At 36.1% G+C, this 17,952-nt stretch carries 16 protein-coding genes; 1 reads left to right on the top strand and 15 read right to left on the bottom strand.

The annotated features are described in order from the left end of the window. Positions 1-74: 74 nt before the first annotated feature. The 4 genes from TTHT_RS01200 to aspA all read right to left on the bottom strand — a co-directional run bounded on the left by TTHT_RS01200 (position 75) and on the right by aspA (position 5,750). Positions 75-674 (bottom strand): DUF2238 domain-containing protein, encoded by a 600-nt coding sequence (locus TTHT_RS01200; RefSeq protein ID WP_201328217.1) that lies wholly within the window; start codon positions 672-674, stop codon positions 75-77. Positions 675-718: 44 nt separating this feature from the next. After that, the gene (locus TTHT_RS01195; protein ID WP_201328216.1) at positions 719-2,275 is read right to left on the bottom strand and encodes a M16 family metallopeptidase; all 1,557 of its coding nucleotides are present in this window, start codon (positions 2,273-2,275) and stop codon (positions 719-721) included. A gap of 10 nt (positions 2,276-2,285) precedes the next feature. Then, complete coding sequence (locus TTHT_RS01190) at positions 2,286-3,773, bottom strand: M16 family metallopeptidase (RefSeq protein ID WP_201328215.1); 1,488 nt, start codon at positions 3,771-3,773, stop codon at positions 2,286-2,288. A gap of 108 nt (positions 3,774-3,881) precedes the next feature. After that, entirely contained in the window at positions 3,882-5,750 is a 1,869-nt protein-coding gene (aspA, locus tag TTHT_RS01185; RefSeq protein WP_201328214.1) for an aspartate ammonia-lyase, read from the bottom strand. Positions 5,751-5,811: 61 nt separating this feature from the next. On the opposite strand from aspA, the gene TTHT_RS01180 reads away from it, so the two are divergent. Beyond that, complete coding sequence (locus tag TTHT_RS01180; RefSeq protein WP_201328213.1) at positions 5,812-7,233, top strand: lipopolysaccharide biosynthesis protein; 1,422 nt, start codon at positions 5,812-5,814, stop codon at positions 7,231-7,233. Between the two features lie 54 nt (positions 7,234-7,287). On the opposite strand, the gene ndk is transcribed toward TTHT_RS01180, so the two are convergent. From ndk to TTHT_RS01125, 11 genes are all read right to left on the bottom strand, one after another. Then, entirely contained in the window at positions 7,288-7,701 is a 414-nt protein-coding gene (gene ndk, locus TTHT_RS01175; protein WP_201328212.1) for a nucleoside-diphosphate kinase, read from the bottom strand. Positions 7,702-7,716: 15 nt separating this feature from the next. Continuing rightward, complete coding sequence (locus TTHT_RS01170) at positions 7,717-8,259, bottom strand: 2-oxoacid:acceptor oxidoreductase family protein (protein WP_201328211.1); 543 nt, start codon at positions 8,257-8,259, stop codon at positions 7,717-7,719. Positions 8,260-8,262: 3 nt separating this feature from the next. Then, positions 8,263-9,084 (bottom strand): 2-oxoacid:ferredoxin oxidoreductase subunit beta, encoded by an 822-nt coding sequence (locus TTHT_RS01165; RefSeq protein WP_201328210.1) that lies wholly within the window; start codon positions 9,082-9,084, stop codon positions 8,263-8,265. Further along, complete coding sequence (locus TTHT_RS01160; RefSeq protein WP_201328209.1) at positions 9,084-10,226, bottom strand: 2-oxoacid:acceptor oxidoreductase subunit alpha; 1,143 nt, start codon at positions 10,224-10,226, stop codon at positions 9,084-9,086. The genes TTHT_RS01165 and TTHT_RS01160 overlap by 1 nt, the downstream gene beginning before the upstream one ends. Further along, on the bottom strand, positions 10,219-10,503 hold the full coding sequence (locus tag TTHT_RS01155; protein WP_201328208.1) for a 4Fe-4S binding protein: 285 nt from the start codon (positions 10,501-10,503) through the stop codon (positions 10,219-10,221). The genes TTHT_RS01160 and TTHT_RS01155 overlap by 8 nt, the downstream gene beginning before the upstream one ends. A gap of 11 nt (positions 10,504-10,514) precedes the next feature. Next, on the bottom strand, positions 10,515-11,387 hold the full coding sequence (gene sucD / locus TTHT_RS01150; RefSeq protein ID WP_201328207.1) for a succinate--CoA ligase subunit alpha: 873 nt from the start codon (positions 11,385-11,387) through the stop codon (positions 10,515-10,517). Between the two features lie 12 nt (positions 11,388-11,399). Continuing rightward, positions 11,400-12,566, bottom strand: coding sequence for an ADP-forming succinate--CoA ligase subunit beta (gene sucC / locus TTHT_RS01145; RefSeq protein WP_201328206.1), 1,167 nt, complete (start codon positions 12,564-12,566; stop codon positions 11,400-11,402). A gap of 74 nt (positions 12,567-12,640) precedes the next feature. Next, positions 12,641-13,735 (bottom strand): adenosine deaminase, encoded by a 1,095-nt coding sequence (add, locus tag TTHT_RS01140; RefSeq protein WP_201328205.1) that lies wholly within the window; start codon positions 13,733-13,735, stop codon positions 12,641-12,643. Between the two features lie 67 nt (positions 13,736-13,802). Next, positions 13,803-16,403 (bottom strand): CBS domain-containing protein, encoded by a 2,601-nt coding sequence (locus tag TTHT_RS01135; protein ID WP_201328204.1) that lies wholly within the window; start codon positions 16,401-16,403, stop codon positions 13,803-13,805. Beyond that, on the bottom strand, positions 16,400-16,786 hold the full coding sequence (locus tag TTHT_RS01130) for a thioredoxin family protein (RefSeq protein ID WP_201328203.1): 387 nt from the start codon (positions 16,784-16,786) through the stop codon (positions 16,400-16,402). Before TTHT_RS01130 ends, TTHT_RS01135 begins: the two co-directional genes overlap by 4 nt. A 4-nt stretch (positions 16,787-16,790) precedes the next feature. Next, positions 16,791-17,915: a LysM peptidoglycan-binding domain-containing protein gene (locus tag TTHT_RS01125; RefSeq protein WP_201328202.1), complete on the bottom strand. Its 1,125-nt coding sequence runs from the start codon at positions 17,913-17,915 to the stop codon at positions 16,791-16,793. Positions 17,916-17,952 lie beyond the last annotated feature (37 nt).

The following is a 17,952-nucleotide window of genomic DNA, read 5'->3' as shown; positions in this document are numbered from 1 at the left end:
TGTCAATATATTGAAAAAGTTTAGGTGCTAACATAATAAAGAAAAAAAATTAAAAAAATAGGCTAATTGCTTTTTTAAAACAACCTTTTTTGCAAAAAATAAAAACATGTTGCAAGAATCGCTCCCAAACCATCGCATAGCATGTCCTTCTGTGCATCCCAGATATCCCCCTGAGCACTAACATAGTATAGTGCTTCTTTGGGGCTTAAATTTCCTGCGGCAATCCATTCAATTATTTCGTACACAGAAGCAACTGTAAATATTGCAAAAATAGGGAATAGAAAAAGGACAATTTTTGAGTTAACAAGTTTTTTTCTATCAAGTAATTCTGCAATGGCAAAGGCGTAAAAGCCGACAGAGAAATGTGCCACCCTGTCGTAATTGTTTCTCTCCCATCCAAATAAATTGTTAACAAAATCAAACGGCACATTTTTAAATACATAATGACCACCTATTGTGTGCATTACAATCCAGACAAACATTAGAATATAAGCTGTATTTGAGAATCTGAATTTCTTATATGTTAAAACAAGGGGAACAACAACAATTAAAACTGTGATATTTTCAAAAAACCAGACTTTTCTGTCAACTGGATTAATCGCGCAAACAACAAACAAAACAATATAAACAATTAGTAACAATTTAGGTAAATCCAAAAAACTCTTATCTTTCATAAACTCAATTATACTAAAAAAGCCCCGATTTCTCGGGGCTAATTTTATTTAGAGCTTGTTTTTTGCTTTATTTTCTCCATTTTTTTCTTTTTAAGTACCTTATGTTTCTTTACTTTTTCACCCTTTTTCTTCATTTTTTCCTTCATCATTTTCATCATCTGCATTCTTTTCATCTGCATTTCTTTCAACCCAGGAATTGTCACATCAACAGGGTAAACCTTGCCAAACTTTGTCAAAGGCATATCAAACTTTGAAGAGTCCCCAACAACGGCTATTGTCAGATTATTTAAATCAATGTATTTGTTTGCCACCCTTTTTATATCCTCATTTGTAACCTTTTTTACCGCATTGAAGAATCTTTCGTTAAAATCAACGGGATAACCATAGAATGTGTAGTAAGCCACTTTGGCAATCTGCTTTTCTTTGCTGTCGAACTGGAAAACATATGAGTTTAAGAATTCATCTTTTACCTGTTTTAATTCCTCTTCTGTTACTCCGTTTTCCTGGATGTCTTTAATTATTGAGAGGGCAGTTTCTATAACCTTTCCAGTTGCGTTTAGCCTTGTGTTAATTGCACCCATAAAGAAGCCATAGTAATTATAAGGGGCATAAATGTACGCGTGAGGAGAGTAAGAAAGTCCCATATCCCTTCTTATAGTTTTCATAAACCTTGATGAAAACCCACCCCCTAAAATCCTTGAAAATATAACTGCGGCAGGGTAATCTGGATTGTCTTTCTTCATCTTTACAAGGTTACCAAATACAATGTTAGACTGTGTAACCCCTTCCCTCTGGACAAAATAAATACCACTTTTTTCAGGCTTTATTTTAGAAGGAAGTTGAGCCTTTTCTCCAGTTTTAAGGGATTTTGCAAGTTTATCTTTTAAAAGTTTCTTTACCTCTTTTGCATTAAAATCCCCATAAATATACATTACCGCGTTTTTGCCACAGAAATATTTTTCTCTGTAAGCTATTAAATCTTCCCTTGTTATTGCACTTACAGTTGCAAGTTCAGCCTGTTTTGAGAATGGGGAAGTTAATCCATATATCCTTCTTGAAAACACCCTTCTTGCAATTGCCTTAGGGTCATCGTTTCTCCTTACAATCATTGCTTTCATCTGCGCTTTTGCAATTTCAATCTTCTGCTGTTCAAATTCAGGACTTGTTAATGTGGCTACAAAAAGGTCAAAAACCTTTGGGAAGTTTTCCTTCAAGCAATCAAAGGAGACTGAAATAGATGTATCGTCCGATGATGCCTCAATGCTTGAAGCCGTGCCTTCAAGGAATTCATCCATTTCATCCCCATTCATTAAAGAATTACCACCTGTTCTTAACACATTTGAAAACAACTCGCTTAATCCTTCCTTGCCATCAGGGTCACAAACACTACCTGCATGAAACATAATTTCACCGCTTACAACAGGAAGTTCGTGGTCTTCAAGGATTAAAACTGTCAAGCCATTATTGAGTTCTATCTTTTCAGGTGTAACCTTTTCAGGTACCTTTAAAGGAGGATACTTTATCTCCTTGTAATTTTTAACAATGGAAAAAGAGTATATTGAAAATAGTGCAAAGATTATTATTAAGCTTATCTTTCTCATAATTCACCCCTTATTTAAAATCGGGAATAATTTCACCGATATTTTTACCATTTTGCCTTAAATACTTTTTAGCATATTCCTGTATTTCAACTGGAGTAAGTTTCTCAATCATATCAACTTCTCTAAATATCTCTCTCCAGTCTCCAAGCTTCACATAGTAATTTGTTAGAAGCATTGCAATTCCAGGATTTGAATCAAGTTCGTAAATCAAGTCTGCCTTAGCCTGAGACTTTACCTTCTTTAATTCTTCTTCTTTGATAGGCTCTGTTTTCAATCTTTCAATCTCTTCATCTATCTCTTTTGCAATCTGGTCAAGTGATGTGCCTGGTGTTGGAATAGCATAGATTAAAAACATTGAGGGATATTTATCCCCAGGCCAGCCGTTAAAACAGCCAACATAGGCAGCTCTTCTCTCTTTTTTTACAAGCCTTTCATATAGCCTTGATGTCCTTCCATTACCTAAGATCTGGGCTATTGCCTTGAAAGCAACATCCGCCTTTCTGTCTTTTGCAGAAGGCCTGTGATAGCCAACAAGGTAAACAGGCTGGCTCTTTTCTCTTAAAATAACTTTTCTAACTGCGGTTTGTTCAGGTTCTTTTGTAACAATCTTTGCAGGTTTTTCACCAACAGGCAACCTTCCAAAGTACTCTTTAAGCATTGGCTTAATCTTTTCAGTATCAAAATCACCTACAATAGCAATTGTCATTGTTTGAGGGCCATAGTATTTTTTAAAGTAATTTGCAACTTTTTTCCTTGTATACCTTTGAATGTCAGACATTGCCCCAATAGTCGGAATCTGATAAGGGTGGTATTTATAACATAGAGCCTGAAATTCTTCTAAGAGTTTACCAAATGGATTTGATTCTGTTCTCATTCTTCTCTCTTCAGCAACAACATTTCTTTCTTTGTAAAACTGCCTGAAAACCGGGTTCATAAACCTATCAGATTCAAGAAAACAGAATAATTCTATTTTATTGGAAGGCAAAGAGTAGTGATATTGAGTAGCGTCACAGGTTGTAAAAGCATTTAAGTCGGGGCTTCCTGCTTGAGTTACAATTCTGTCAAACTCACCTATATTTGCAGCATTTTCAGCCTCTTTTTGAAGCCTTGCAATCTCTTTTTTTAGTTTAGCAATTTCTTCTTTGCTACCATTGTTGTCTTCAAGGTAATAAAGCTTTTCAAAAAGTTTGTCAATTTCATTTAAAAGCTTTAACTCTTTTTTAAGGTCTTTTGCACCAACTGTGGTTGTCCCTTTGAAAGCCATATGCTCAAGCATATGGGAAATACCTGTTATACCATAGGTTTCATTTACTGAACCAACATCAACATAAGTATGAAAAGAAACAACAGGTGCATCGTGTCTTTCATAGAGAAGAAAGGTAAGCCCGTTGTCAAGCTTGTAAATAGTTAGATTCTTCTCAAACTCTTTCTCCGACATGGAAAAAGAGGGTAGAAAAAATAGCAACAACGCACAAAAAAAACCAATTTTTTTAATCATTTATCAACCCCCGCATTTTATTTAACAATAAATTTTACGATAACTTTTTAAAAAAGTTGAGATAAAAAAAGCAGGTGCTAATGCACCTGCCAATCGTTGTGTAAGGTTTTAACGCTTTTTTCTTAAATGCCTTGGTTTTACCATCTCTTCAGGTGAAAGTATTTTATCAAGTTCTTCCTTCGTTAACAAGCCTTTTTCAAGAACAAGTTCATAAACACTCTTTCCAGTTTTCAAAGCCTCTTTTGCAATTGCGCTTGAGTTTTCATAGCCGATGTATGGGTTCAATGCAGTTACAATACCAATACTATTTTCAACATATTTCCTGCACACTTCCCTATTTGCAGTAATCCCTATTACACATTTATCTGCCAAAGTAATCATAGCATTTCTCATAATATCTATTGACTGAAAAAGGTTGAAGGATATAACAGGTTCCATTACATTCAATTCAAGCTGCCCAGCTTCAGCCCCGAAGGTAATAGCAAGGTCGTTACCTATAACCTGGAAGGCCACCTGGTTGACAACTTCAGGTATAACAGGGTTTACCTTACCTGGCATTATTGAAGAACCAGGCTGGACTGCTGGAAGGTTTATTTCGTGTAATCCTGCTCTCGGGCCAGAAGAAAGAAGCCTTAAATCATTTGAAATCTTGGAAAGTTTCACAGCAAGTCTTTTAAATACACCTGAGAGATGAACAAATACACCTGTATCCTGAGTTGCTTCAACAAGGTTTTCTGAAAGCTTAAAATCAAATCCAGAAATTTTTCTTAATTCTTCCACAACAAGTGGAGGATAATCTGGGTCTGCATTTATTCCAGTGCCAATAGCAGTACCCCCCATGTTTATTTCAGTTAACATATCTTTTGTTGCATGAATTGTTTTTAAATCCTCTTCAAGCATTGTGGCATATGCTCCAAATTCCTGTCCCAAAGTCATTGGTACAGCATCCTGAAGCTGGGTTCTTCCCATCTTTATTACATCTGCAAATTCCTGCTCTTTAACCCTGAAGGCATTTGCAAGGTGGTTTAATGCCACTTCAAGGCTTTCAATTGAGAAAATTAGCCCTAATTTAATTGCAGTTGGATAAGCGTCATTTGTCGACTGAGACAGATTTACATGGTTGTTTGGATGGATTATTTCATACTGCCCCTTTTTGTATCCTAAAATCTCAAGAGCCCTGTTTGCTATAACCTCGTTTGCATTCATATTTGTTGAGGTGCCCGCCCCACCCTGTATAACATCAACCACAAAATGATTATGCAAAGCACCATCAATTATCTCATCACATGCCTTAACAATTGCATCTGCTTTTTCTTCTTCTAAAAATCCTAATTTTTTATTGGCAATAGCAGCAGCCTTTTTTACCATTGCAAGTGCTTTTATTAAATTAGGAAAATGGGAAATAGGGATTCCTGTTATCGGAAAATTTTCTATAGCCCTTAATGTTTGAATCCCATAGTATGCACAATCAGGGACAGCCCTTTCCCCCAACAAATCATGTTCAACCCTATATTTGCCACCTGTATAGAAATCATCTTTCCCGGCTATAACAGAGATTGAATACTTTAACCTTTTTGATAACAATTTTGATATTCCCTTCATCATAAAATAATAGATAAAGGGTTTTTCTCTCTTTAAAACATTGAGTTTATCAACATAAAAACTAAGAATTTTAACATCTGTCACTGCTCTTGCGTTTACAGTATGCTGATAATCATCAAGAAAAATTCCCTCTCCAAGAAAATCCCCTGAAGCAAGCCTTGTTAATCTCTTTTCACCTGCCGGCTGATTTTTTGTAATCTCAACCTCTCCATCAACAATTATAAAAAACTTTTTTCTGGGAGCATTTTCAAAAAAAAGGTATTCACCTTTTTTATACTCTTCCCACTCAAAAAATGAAGCAATATATTCAAGGTTTTCATCATCTAAATCCTTAAAAAGTATGTTTTCCTTTAAAATATTTATTTTGTCGTCCATACAATCCCCCTCCAGCTTTTTCAATATAAATTATAGCAAATTAAAAAAATCAAAGTATTTTATGTATAATTATGCCATGAGTTTATTCGACAGCTTTTTCAAAAAAAATGTTGTTTACCTCTCAATCCTTCAGGTGCTGGTGGCATTATCATTTTTTGTTCTTATTGGCTCAATTGCACACATATTTCCAAAAGAAGATGTTGGCCTTTACGGAAATTTCAGAGGGCTTGTTCAGGTATTATTTGTCTTATACACAATGGCATTTGACATCGCCCTTGCAAGGTATTTAGGCACTTACTCAAAAGACAATGAAGCTCAAAAAGAGGTTTTCTCAACAGTTGTTGTACTGTTTATTGTCTCAAGCATTTTTTCCACTGCAATATTGTTTTTATTCGGTACCTTTTTAACAGACAGGTTTCTGAAAAACGATTTTTTAATGTTTTTAGCAACAGTATTCTCTCTTTTTTCAATGGGAATTTACAAGATTGTTTATACATTTTATCAGGGGAAGAAAGAGATACCCAAGGCAAACCTTTTACAATTTTTTTCATACTTTTTAGGTAACATAATTATTGCCATATTTATAATTACCAAAACAATAACATCAATACATTTAATAGCCTTTTTAATAGGCTTTTTTCAATTTATCCCTGTGGTTATTTTAGCAAAACTTATAAAAGAAAACTTTGTGAGAAAATTCAGGTTTAAAGAGATTTCTTACTTTGCAATACCAAGGAGTATATCGGTTTTTCTTTCAGGGCTTGCACTTTCTGCAAGCGTTTTGCTTGCAACTTACTTTTACTCATATACAGTTGCTGCTGACTTTACAATTACATCAAGGATATTAAGAATTGTTGAGATTGTAACCTATGCTTTCAACATTATTTTCATGCCATTAATTGCAGAAAAGGTTGCAGAAAAGGATTTTAAATTATTGAAACAATCACTCTCCCCCTTTCAGGATTTAGTAATTTTTGTCGGTTTATTAGGGGGGTTTTTAGTGTTTTCTCTATCTAAATTTCTTATCTTAAGTTGGTTGCCTCAAAGGTTTTACCCTTCAATATTTATACTTCAAATAATGTCGCCTGGGGTTTTCTTTTACTTTTATTTTGTTATGTTTAGAAGCATTATTCACTCTATGGATGAAAAACCTATTCAAACATATATTGAGTTTGCTGGTGTTTTGGGGCTTTTTATAACATTTTTTATTTTATACAAATTAAACCTGAAACCTGCAATTTCAATCTCTGTAAGCGTTGATATTTACTTTTTTATAAAAGCGTTTTACTCCTTTGTATTTGTAAACAAAAACTTGAAGTTAGAAAAAAATAAACTTATGTGGATTTCAAACAGTTTTCTCTTAATTGTGTTAGGCCTTCTCTCCCTGAAACTTCCTGCTGTTTCAATAATTTTATTCCTGATAGTTGAAACTGCACTGTTTTTCAAACATTATTTGCCAATACTAAACGGCACACGAAAATAAAAAAGGGAGGCTTAATTGCCTCCCTTAAATTATTCAAATTTTTGTTAAATTCTTTTAGACAAGCTCTAATGCGTTGAAAAAGTATGAGATTTCGTATTTAGCGGATTCAGGAGAATCTGACCCGTGAACTGCGTTTCTCTCAATGTTTTCCGCAAACATCTTTCTCAATGTGCCTTCCTCAGCGTTTTCAGGGTTTGTTGCACCCATTAACTTTCTCCAATCTGCTATTGCATTTTCTTTTTCAAGCACCATAACAATAATTGGGCCTTCAGACATAAAATCTGTAAGAGAATTGAAGAAAGGCTTGTCTTTGTGTACATAGTAAAAACCTTCAGCCTTTTCCTTTGTCAACCTAATCTTTTTTAAACCAACAATGTTAAATCCATTTTCCTCAATAATTGCCAGAATTTTTCCTGCATAACCCTTTGAAACGGCATCAGGTTTAATAATCCCAAGTGTTCTTTCCATCTCTAATTCCACTCCTTATCTATATTTTTTCCCTACTTCGTAACCTAACTCAAAAGCCTTAATGTTGATTGCTTCAGTCCCCTTTGGAACCCTGCTTAAAATAGCCTCTTTCATTAAATCTGGCTTAACAATTTCAGTAACAGCAACAACAATACCTGTTGCAATAACAGAGGTTGTAACAGTTAAACCAATCTCTTTTTCAGCAAGCTCAATTATAGGAACCCTTATTATCTTTCTACCGTCATCTCTCACATTTTTAACTAAATTTTCTTCAAGAATAACAAGGGTATCATCCTTTAAATCTGTGTAATAGAGGTCGTATGGCCTCTGTGCGGTTGCTAAAAACAGGTCAAGTTTTGTTGCCTTGTTAAAGAGAATCTCGTCTTCACTGATAATTACATCAACCTTTGTGGGGCCTCCCCTAACCTGGGATGTATATGTCGGGCTTTGAACAGCGTTAAGCCCCTGCATAATAGCGGCAGTAGCAAGGAATGCACCTGCTGTAATAATACCCTGACCGCCTATTGCTCCAAACCTTGCTTCAAAATGAAAAGACATACCTTACTCCCCTTTTAAAGATTCACAAAGTTTATAATACTGCTCGGTAAATTCCGGCTTGTCTATTTCAACAAATTCACCGGTTACAACTTTGCCGACTAACTCTTCTTCGCTCATTTTCTTTGCCTTTGACATAGGCACGGTATGCTCTTTTATCCAGTCAAGCAATGCGTGAGGTGATTTCATCTTATTCCTTCTTCCAAGGTTAATGTGGCAGTTTGAAATTACCTCAACCACAGAGCAACCCTTATGCTGCAATGCTTTTTTTATGTACTTTGTTAAAATAACAGGCTTTAAAACTGTTTCTCTTGCAACATAGGTGGCACCTGCTCCAGTTGCTAATTTAACAATATCAAACTGGTTGTCGTAGTTTCCGTATGGTGTTGTTTGAGTTTTAAATCCATTAGGTGTTGTTGGAGAGTACTGTCCTCCTGTCATTCCGTAAACATTGTTGTTGATAACAATTATTGTTAAATCAATGTTTCTTCTACAGGCGTGGATAAAGTGATTTCCACCGATTGCTGTCTGGTCTCCGTCACCGCCAAACACGACAACATACTTGTCAGGTGCAGCAAGCTTTATCCCTGTTGCAAATGCAACAGGCCTTCCGTGGGTTGTGTGCATTGTGTTGAAATCTATGTAACCGCTTATCCTGCCTGAACAGCCAATACCTGATACAACAGCCACATCGTCTTTAGATATTTCAAGTTCATGAACCGCCCTTAAAAATGCCTGCAAAATTGCACCGTCTCCACAACCAGGACACCATTGCAGGTTTCTATAATCCTGCCTTAAGTAATATTCGTAATTTATATAACCAGCCATTAGAATACCTCCTCAAAACGGGTAACAATATCCGTAGGTGAAACAGGTGTTCCATCAACCTTGAGTAAGTCTTTAAGTGGAAGCCTTCCCTTGTTTACCCTTTCAACTTCAAATATAATCTGCCCTAAGTTTGCCTCTGCAACCATAATTCCCTTGTACTTGCCTGTCGCAATAACCTCATCAAGCTGCTTTTCAGGGAATGGCCATATTGTAATAGGTCTGAATACACCCACCTTTTTACCCTTTTCTCTCAACCTTTTTGCAGCAAGTTTTGAAGCTGCTCCCGTTGAACCATAAGCAAAAATAATGTATTCAGCGTCATCCATCATAAAAAGCTCATTTTTAACAATCTCATCAGCGTGGTTTTCAACCTTTTTCATCATTCTTTCCTGCTGTTTCCTTATCATCTCTTTGTCAATTGTAGGATAACCGTATTCATCGTGGTTCAAACCTGTAAGGTGAAATCTGTAACCTCTAAAGAATGCACCCATTGGAGGGACATCTCCCTTGCTCATATCAAAGGGTTTATATTTTTCACCTTCTTTCGGCTGGTATATTTCCCTTTCAACAATCTCAAGCTCAGATGGGTCTGGCAATTCAACCATTGTATTCATGTGGCCTAATGTTTCATCGCCTAATATAAACACAGGAGTTCTGAATTTTTCTGCCAAATTGAAAGCCCTAACTGTTTCATAATACATTTCCTTTGCATTACCCGGTACAAGGGCAATAACAGGGTGGTCTCCGTGAGTTCCCCATTTAGCCTGCATAACATCAGATTGGCTTGGTGCAGTTGGGAATCCAGTTGACGGGCCACCTCTCATAATGTTAACAATTACCACTGGAGTTTCGGTAATACAAGCAAGACCTAAGTTTTCTGATTTTAAGGAAATTCCAGGACCTGAAGATGCAGTCATTGATTTTACCCCTGTCCATGCAGCACCAATTGCAGCAGCCATTGAAGCAATTTCATCTTCCATCTGGATAAAACCGCCACCAACCTTTGGCATCTCTTTGGACATTACCTCCATAATCTCTGATGATGGGGTAATTGGGTAACCGGCATAAAACCTGCACCCTGCATCAATTGCCGCAAGAGCAATAAGTTCGTTTCCTGTATATACCCCTTTTCTTTTACTCATTTGTTTCCTCCTCGTCTATACGAATAGCAAAATCGGGGCATCTCATTTCACAGGTTTTGCAACCTATGCAGTATTCCTCTGCATCAACCTTTGCAACAACGCCGTAAACAGAATACTTGTTGTTTACTAATTGCAATGTCCCCGTCGGGCATACGGCAACACATATACCGCATCCCTTGCAAAGATTTTCATAAACATGAACCCTGTGGTGAACCTTACTCGGTTTTTTACGTCTTTTTAGTGCCTCTTCATTTATTTTTCTATCTTCGCCTGTCATTGTTAAACTCCTTATTTCTTCAATGCTTTCAGCATTGTCTCGCCTATCTCTGCAGGGCTTTTTACAACATGGACGCCTGCATTTGCAAGTGCTTCCATCTTTTCTTTGGCTGTTCCTTTACCGCCTGCGATAATAGCCCCTGCATGTCCCATTCTCTTGCCCTTAGGCGCTGTCTGGCCTGCAATAAATGAGACAACAGGCTTTGTTACATGCTGTTTTATATATTCAGCAGCCTCTTCTTCCGCTGTTCCACCGATTTCGCCTATCATTACAATGCCTTCAGTTTCAGGGTCTTCCTGAAAGAGTTTAAGTGCATCAACAAAGTTTGTACCATTAACAGGGTCTCCACCAATACCAATACAGGTTGACTGGCCAAGCCCTCTTTCTGTTAACTGATAAACAGCCTCATAAGTCAAGGTTCCACTTCTTGAAACAACACCTATAGAACCCTTTTTATGGATAAAACCTGGCATAATGCCTATTTTTGCCTCTTCTGGTGTGATAATACCAGGACAGTTTGGGCCTATAAGCCTTGAAGTTTTATCCTTTAAATAATTTTTTACCTTTACCATATCAAGAACAGGAATTCCCTCAGTAATGCAAACAATCAATTCCATTCCAGCATCAGCTGCTTCCATAATAGCGTCTGCAGCAAATGCAGGGGGAACAAAAATTAATGATACATTTGCCCCAGTTTGCTTTCTCGCTTCAGCAACAGTATTGAATACTGGAACTCCTTCAACAGTTTCTCCTGCCTTCCCTGGAGTAACACCAGCAACAACCTTTGTTCCATAAGCAATACACTGAGCAGTGTGGAATCTTCCCTCTTTACCTGTAATCCCCTGAACCAAAACTCTTGAATCTTTATTTACAAGGACAGCCATTTTATCCCTCCATTACTTTCCGTTAACAATGGCGGCAACCTTTTCGGCAGCCTCTTTCAAACCTGTTGCAACTTCAAAGTTAAGGCCTGAATTTTTAAGAATTTCAGCACCCTGTTCTGCGTTTGTACCCTGAAGCCTTATAACTATTGGAACATTTACACCAACATTCTTGGCTGCCTGGACAATACCCTCTGCAACCATGTCGCACCTAACAATTCCGCCAAAGATGTTTATTAAAACTGCCTCAACCTTGGGGTCTGAAAGGATAAGTCTGAATGCGTTTGACACCCTCTCAGTATTAGCAGCACCACCTACATCAAGAAAGTTTGCAGGCTCAGCACCAGCAAGTTTAATAATATCCATTGTTGCCATAGCAAGACCAGCACCGTTTACCATGCAACCGACATTACCGTCTAATTTAATAAAGTTTAAATCATACTTGGATGCTTCAACTTCGTATTCGTTTTCCTCTGAAATATCCCTTAATTCAACAATTTCAGGGTGTCTGAACAAAGCGTTATCATCAAAATTCATCTTTGCGTCCAGTGCAAGAACATCTCCCTCTTTTGTAATAACAAGGGGATTAATTTCTGCAAGAGACGCATCTTTTGCTTCAAAAGCTTTGTAGAGCGCCATAAAAAACTTAACCGCTTTTTTGGCAACATCGCCAGTAAGGTTTAAGCCATACGCAAGCTTTCTTGCCTGAAAAGCAGCAAGACCTATTGAGGGGTCAACAAACTCTTTCAAAATCTTTTCAGGGGTTTTAGCAGCAACTTCTTCAATCTCAACTCCACCTTCAGTTGAAGCCATTACAACAGGTTTCCCTGTTCCCCTGTCGACAACAATACCTACATATAATTCCTTTTCAATGTTTAATCCCTGCTCAACAAGAACTTTATGAACCTTTTTACCTTCTGGTCCAGTCTGGTGGGTAACAAGGGTCATACCAATCATTTGTTTTGCTATTTCATATGCCTCATCAGGGTTTTTGGCTAATTTAACTCCGCCACCTTTTCCCCTTCCTCCGGCATGTATCTGGGCTTTTATAACGCACAGGCCACCGCCTAACTTCTCCGCAATTGCCTTAGCCTCCTCAGGGGTAAAGGCAACTTCACCCTTAGGAGTAGGCACTCCGAACTCTCTTAAAATCGCCTTAGCTTGATACTCGTGGATTTTCAAAACAACCTCCCACTTTTGGTTTTGTGGTTTCCCACAAAAAAATTTTTCATAAAATTATAGCATATTTTAAAAGACTAAAACTTTTCTAATTCTTTTATTACTTTTCTGAGCATGTCTCTTTTTTCCCGATAAGGGATAAAAGCAGATTTAAAACTTTGAATAATAATGTCTTTTATCTCTTCAAGGGTAAAGCCATAGTATTCGTGGGCAATCATAAATTCTTTTGTCAATGTTGTGTCAGACACAAGCCTGTTGTCAGTATTTAAGGTTATTCTTAAACCTAAATCATAGTAAAGCCTTACAGGATGGTCTTCAAACCTCTTAACAGCCTTTGTTTGAATATTTGAAGATATGCATATTTCCAAAGGAATCCTGTGGTCATTAACATAATTTAATAAATCCCCATTTTCAAACAGCCTTGTGCCGTGTCCTATTCTGTGAGCTCCACAGTAATGTATTGCCTGATGGATAGATTCAGGGCCATAAGCCTCTCCTGCATGGGTTGTTGAATTAAGGTTGTTTTTCAAAACAAGCTGGAAAGCCTCTCTATGCTCTTTTGCCGGGTAATCTTCTTCTGCTCCAGCAAGGTCAAAAGCTACCACCCCTTTGTTTTTGTACGCAACAGAAAGTTCTGCCAATTTCATTGAGTACTTTGGGTCTATGTTTCTTATTCCACATATTATAACTCCAGACTTAACACCAAAATCCCTCTCACCCTGTTTTAATCCCTGTAAGACAGCTTCTAAAATGTCAACAAGCCCTAAACCTTTTTTTTGATGAAGTATAGGGGAATACCTTACCTCAATGTATTTAACATTCTCTTTAGCAACATCCTCAATCAATTCGTACGCAGCCCTGTATAACGCCTCTTCTTCCTGCAAAACGCTTAAGGTAATATCAAACGCTTTAAGGTAGTCAACAAGGCTTTTACAATCAAAACCTGGCTGCACCATCTTTTTTAATTTATCTGGATTGTCTGCAGGCAGTTTAACCTTTTGTCTTTCAGCCTCTTCAAGAATTGTCTCCACACGCATACTGCCATCTAAATGACAATGAAGTTCAACCTTAGGTAATTTTTTTATAATTTCTTCGGTAACAGGTTTGTTATCATCTTTTTTAGGAAAAACATACTCTTTCCCTATTTCCTGCTGTAATTTTTCTTCTGTCATAGAACCTCCCTCATCTTTTAAAAGATTATAGATAAATTTTAGGGTAATTTAAAGACTAATTAACAAATCAGGGTTTAAAAGAAGAAATTACCCTATTTAAAATTTCAATTTGCTCTTTCTTTGAAGTTATATGGTAATCAATTGCCTCTGAAATCACTCTATCAAGAATTTTCTTTATCTCTCTTCCCTCTTTGATACCAAACTTTATAACATCTTTGCCACTAACATATAATTTAAAGTCCATATACTTGTCTATGTAGAGACTTATATTCTTCCTGTATTTTTCATCATCAAAAAATGCTATGGCAAAGAGAAGAATCTCTATTTCAACCCCTTTGAAAAAGTGATAATACTCAGACAATTTTCTATCCTGCCATTTTGCGAAGATTGAATATTCTCTTAAAAAAGCCTTGTAATTCAAAAGTATATTCTTTGCCCTTTTTTTAAGGGTTAGCTTTTCAGCAATTTTAAGCCTTTCATCTCTTTTAGAATGAATCAATATCGCCATCAGATACAATAGCCAATCTTCAGCAGAGTTTTTATACAAAAGCTTGTACCAGGTTAAAACTGAATCAATGTTTAACGCTATCTGTTTAATGTAGTGGTCAATAGAGATTTTATCTCCAAAAAATTTAAGACAACCATACTTTTCAAAATCATCCAGTATAAAAGAAGCATTTCTCTCAGCAAACAATTGCTTAAACTCTTTTAAGTATCTTATCCCTGTTATTCTTTCAAATATATTTAGATTAGCGGCAGACAACATTAAGCTTTCAGTAGTTTTACCTATTTTAAACTGGAACCTGTGCTTAAACCGCAATGCTCTTAAAATTCTTGTAGGGTCATCTATAAAACTTAAAGAATGCAATACCCTTATAATTCTATCTTTTAAATCTCTTTTTCCGTTAAAGTAATCTATTAAATCACCAAATCTTTTTCTATTTAAACAAATTGCCATCGCATTAATTGTAAAATCCCTTCGATAAAGGTCATGAAAGAGATTTCCGGGGGTAACTTTGGGCAAATCACCGGGTAATTCATAATACTCAAACCTCAAAGTGGCAACATCTACTCTTAAATCATTCTCCAAGATAACAACTGCTGTATTAAATTTTTCATGAGTCTTTACCCTGCCACCCAATTTTTTTGCAAGGGCTTTTCCAAACTCCATTCCATCTTCCGAAACAACTAAATCAAGATCGTAATTCTTCTTTTTTAAGAGTAAATCCCTAACAAAACCGCCAACAATATACAATTCAACACCCTTTTCCTCTGCCAAATCTGAGGCTGTTTCAAGTATTGAATAAATATTGTCGGGCAGGTTTTCTTTTAACCTGTCCTTTAAATTTATTGAAACTTCACCACCTACATCTTTCACAACCGCAAAGTGTTTAAGTGCAGCCGTTCTGGTTATTATTCCCTTAACTTTTCCATTTTTTTCAACAAAAACAAGTTTTATCCCCTTTTCAAGAAACAGTTTTTTTACACTTTCAATATCATCATCAGCACTTACCCTTATTACATCCCTTATAGCAAAGTGAGCAATAGGGTAACTTTCAAGTTGCTTTGAAATTGCATAATCTATATCCTGTCTTAAAATATAACCAGTGTAATCCCCTATTTCATTAACAACCGGAAGAGAATTTACTTTTGTTCGGTTAAACACATCAAAAGCTTCTTTAACACTTGTATTTTCACTTAAAACTGCAATTGGAACAGAAAGTATATCCTCGCATCTTGTTAAGGGAGGAATGTTTTGAAGCACCTCTTCTACAAAATTTCTCACTTCAAATACTGTTTTGTCTTTAAAGACTTTGGAGATTACATTTTTATGCCCTCCTGCTATATTTTTAAAGAGTATTTGCAAATCTATATCACGGTAGTTGTTTTTAACTATAAGATAAATCTTTTTCTCCATCTGGATAATAGCTATAAATAACTCAATAGCCTCTAACTCCATAACTCTATGAATAACAGTTGACACATCTGAAAAATAAGAGTTAAGGGATAATTGCACAATAGCAATATCTCTCCCCTTTATTCTTAACCTTTCCATCTCTGTAATAATTCTGTTTAATAGCTCAACCTGCTTTTTGTTCAATGGAGTCTTTAACACTCTTGCAACCTCAGTCAAATTCCCCCCGCATCTTAAAAGGTAAGCAACTGCCTCAATATCTTCAGGAGTGGTTTCTGCAAATGAGAGAAAATCTGTATCTTCATAAATGCCAATAATTCCAAGAGTCGCAAACTTTTCTGGAATATCAACATTGTTTTCTTTTAGAAAATCAACAACAATTGACGTAGATGAACCTCTTCTTCGTATAAAATTATTTTCAGCATTTAAAAACATTTTCTGGGCATTTTTGACATGATGATCAAAAACAAACAGCTTGTTTTTGCTAACTTTTTTTACTTTATCACACAATTCCCCTAACCTGTTACAGGCAGAGGTATCAACAATAACAGCAGATTTAAGTTCCTTTTCTCTAATTTCAGACAGCTTTTTTTCTTCAGGAAGCCAATCTTTGTTTTTTTTTACAAAATCATTGACTTTGTCTTCCTTGGAACCGGGAAAAACAATAGAGTAATCTTTAAAAAACAGAGATAACAAACAGCAAGCGGCGTATCCATCAAAATCTAAGTTTATATGAGAGGTTATGATTTTCATTGATTTAATTGTTTTTCAATATCTTCAGGCTTTATTAGTCCCATTAAAATATCTTTAATATACCCATCTTTCACAATAACAACAGATGGAGTTGCCATAATACCTAATTTTCTTGCAACTTCCATATTTTTAGTCACATCAACCATCTTCCCTCTAACACCTTTAGAAATCAAATTTTTTATATGAGGGGTTAAGCGAATACACGGTGTACACGATGGAGAATAAAGATATACAAAAAAGTCTTTCCCTCTGAAATCAGGCAAAATATCTGAGAGCTTTACACCAACATTTTTTTTTGCCTTTTTTAATATGACAATTTGAAGAATTATTTTCAAAATAAAAAGGGCAGCAATTATCGCTGCCCCAATGTATAGAATTTTCATTTTCTTACCTTTTTACAGCTACTGTTTCCTCAACAGGCATTTCTTTTTCTGAATAAACAACCTTAACAGTTGAGGTGTAATCATTGGAAAATAGAACAACTCCTTCTCCAAGATAGATATATCTGTCAATATGTTTTAATTTTCTAAAAAACTGTACAATATCCCCTGCGTTAAGTCCGCCTTTTTCTCCCCCTTCAATAACAACCGTAGAGCCCTGGCCTGCATGGTAGGCCTTATCTTTCGCCATGTATATTTTCAACATCTTTGCCCTGTCAGGAATCTGGCAATCCCCTGTTTTTGGTTTATAATCCACCATTAAAGGAATAGGTTCATACTCTAATTTAACAAGAAAATCTCCCCTCTCAACAGGATGGGAAGAGTAAATAAATTTTGCTGTTGCAATGCCATCGTTTACGCAGAGAACTTTAACATCTGCAAGCCTCTGGAGTATAACAACATACTTATCTTTCTCAACTTTAACCACTTTTTCAGGTCTAACAACTGCATAAGTTTCATTTGCAACTAATTTCCCGTCTGCAAATTCTTTTGCATAAATAACATCAGGTACAGCAAATGTAAGTTGTTCGTCTTCATCTCCCTCTACAACAACTCCGTTAAAGCTTTTAGCTTCATAGTCTTTTGGAGAGTCAACAGTAATCGAATACATAGCATTTTTTATATCTGCTACTGTAGCTGATTCAGTTACTTTAGCCTCTTCTTTTGAATTTACCTGTTGTATTTCTTTATGTGTGGGTTCTTCAACCTTTTCTTCTTTTTCTTCCTGAAACTCTTTTACTTCCTGCTCCGGCTGAGTCTCCGCTTTTGCTTCTTTAACTGTTTCTACTTCTTCTATTACAAGAGGGTCTCCCGGATAAATCCAGTGTGGGTCTGTTATATATTTATTCTTTTCCCAGATCTTTGGCCAGAGATAGGGGTTATTAAAAAACTTCCCTGCAAGGTCCCAGAGTGTATCTCCTTTAACAATTATGTATACTTTTGTGCCATCTGGATATGATGTAGGAGGATTATACGGAGTCCAATGCTTTTCAACTGTAATCTCAGCATAAGACATACCGGCAAAAATCATTAGAAACATTGCAAAAAATAAAACTTTTTTTCTAATTTTCATAAATCCACTCCTAAAAAGTAAAATTCTTGTCTTAATT

Source organism: Thermotomaculum hydrothermale, assembly GCF_016592575.1.
Lineage (GTDB): Bacteria > Acidobacteriota > Holophagae > Thermotomaculales > Thermotomaculaceae > Thermotomaculum > Thermotomaculum hydrothermale.
This window is presented reverse-complemented; position numbering and strand designations above follow the sequence as displayed.

Excerpts from the sequence above, each read along its gene's own strand:
- TTHT_RS01200 (WP_201328217.1), bottom strand. The coding sequence starts at position 674 with ATGAAAGATAAGAGTTTTTTGGATTTACCTAAATTGTTACTAATTGTT.
- TTHT_RS01195 (WP_201328216.1), bottom strand. The coding sequence starts at position 2,275 with ATGAGAAAGATAAGCTTAATAATAATCTTTGCACTATTTTCAATATAC.
- TTHT_RS01190 (WP_201328215.1), bottom strand. The coding sequence starts at position 3,773 with ATGATTAAAAAAATTGGTTTTTTTTGTGCGTTGTTGCTATTTTTTCTA.
- aspA (WP_201328214.1), bottom strand. The coding sequence starts at position 5,750 with ATGGACGACAAAATAAATATTTTAAAGGAAAACATACTTTTTAAGGAT.
- TTHT_RS01180 (WP_201328213.1), top strand. The coding sequence starts at position 5,812 with ATGTATAATTATGCCATGAGTTTATTCGACAGCTTTTTCAAAAAAAAT.
- ndk (WP_201328212.1), bottom strand. The coding sequence starts at position 7,701 with ATGGAAAGAACACTTGGGATTATTAAACCTGATGCCGTTTCAAAGGGT.
- TTHT_RS01170 (WP_201328211.1), bottom strand. The coding sequence starts at position 8,259 with ATGTCTTTTCATTTTGAAGCAAGGTTTGGAGCAATAGGCGGTCAGGGT.
- TTHT_RS01165 (WP_201328210.1), bottom strand. The coding sequence starts at position 9,084 with ATGGCTGGTTATATAAATTACGAATATTACTTAAGGCAGGATTATAGA.
- TTHT_RS01160 (WP_201328209.1), bottom strand. The coding sequence starts at position 10,226 with ATGAGTAAAAGAAAAGGGGTATATACAGGAAACGAACTTATTGCTCTT.
- TTHT_RS01155 (WP_201328208.1), bottom strand. The coding sequence starts at position 10,503 with ATGACAGGCGAAGATAGAAAAATAAATGAAGAGGCACTAAAAAGACGT.
- sucD (WP_201328207.1), bottom strand. The coding sequence starts at position 11,387 with ATGGCTGTCCTTGTAAATAAAGATTCAAGAGTTTTGGTTCAGGGGATT.
- add (WP_201328205.1), bottom strand. The coding sequence starts at position 13,735 with ATGACAGAAGAAAAATTACAGCAGGAAATAGGGAAAGAGTATGTTTTT.
- TTHT_RS01135 (WP_201328204.1), bottom strand. The coding sequence starts at position 16,403 with ATGAAAATCATAACCTCTCATATAAACTTAGATTTTGATGGATACGCC.
- TTHT_RS01130 (WP_201328203.1), bottom strand. The coding sequence starts at position 16,786 with ATGAAAATTCTATACATTGGGGCAGCGATAATTGCTGCCCTTTTTATT.
- TTHT_RS01125 (WP_201328202.1), bottom strand. The coding sequence starts at position 17,915 with ATGAAAATTAGAAAAAAAGTTTTATTTTTTGCAATGTTTCTAATGATT.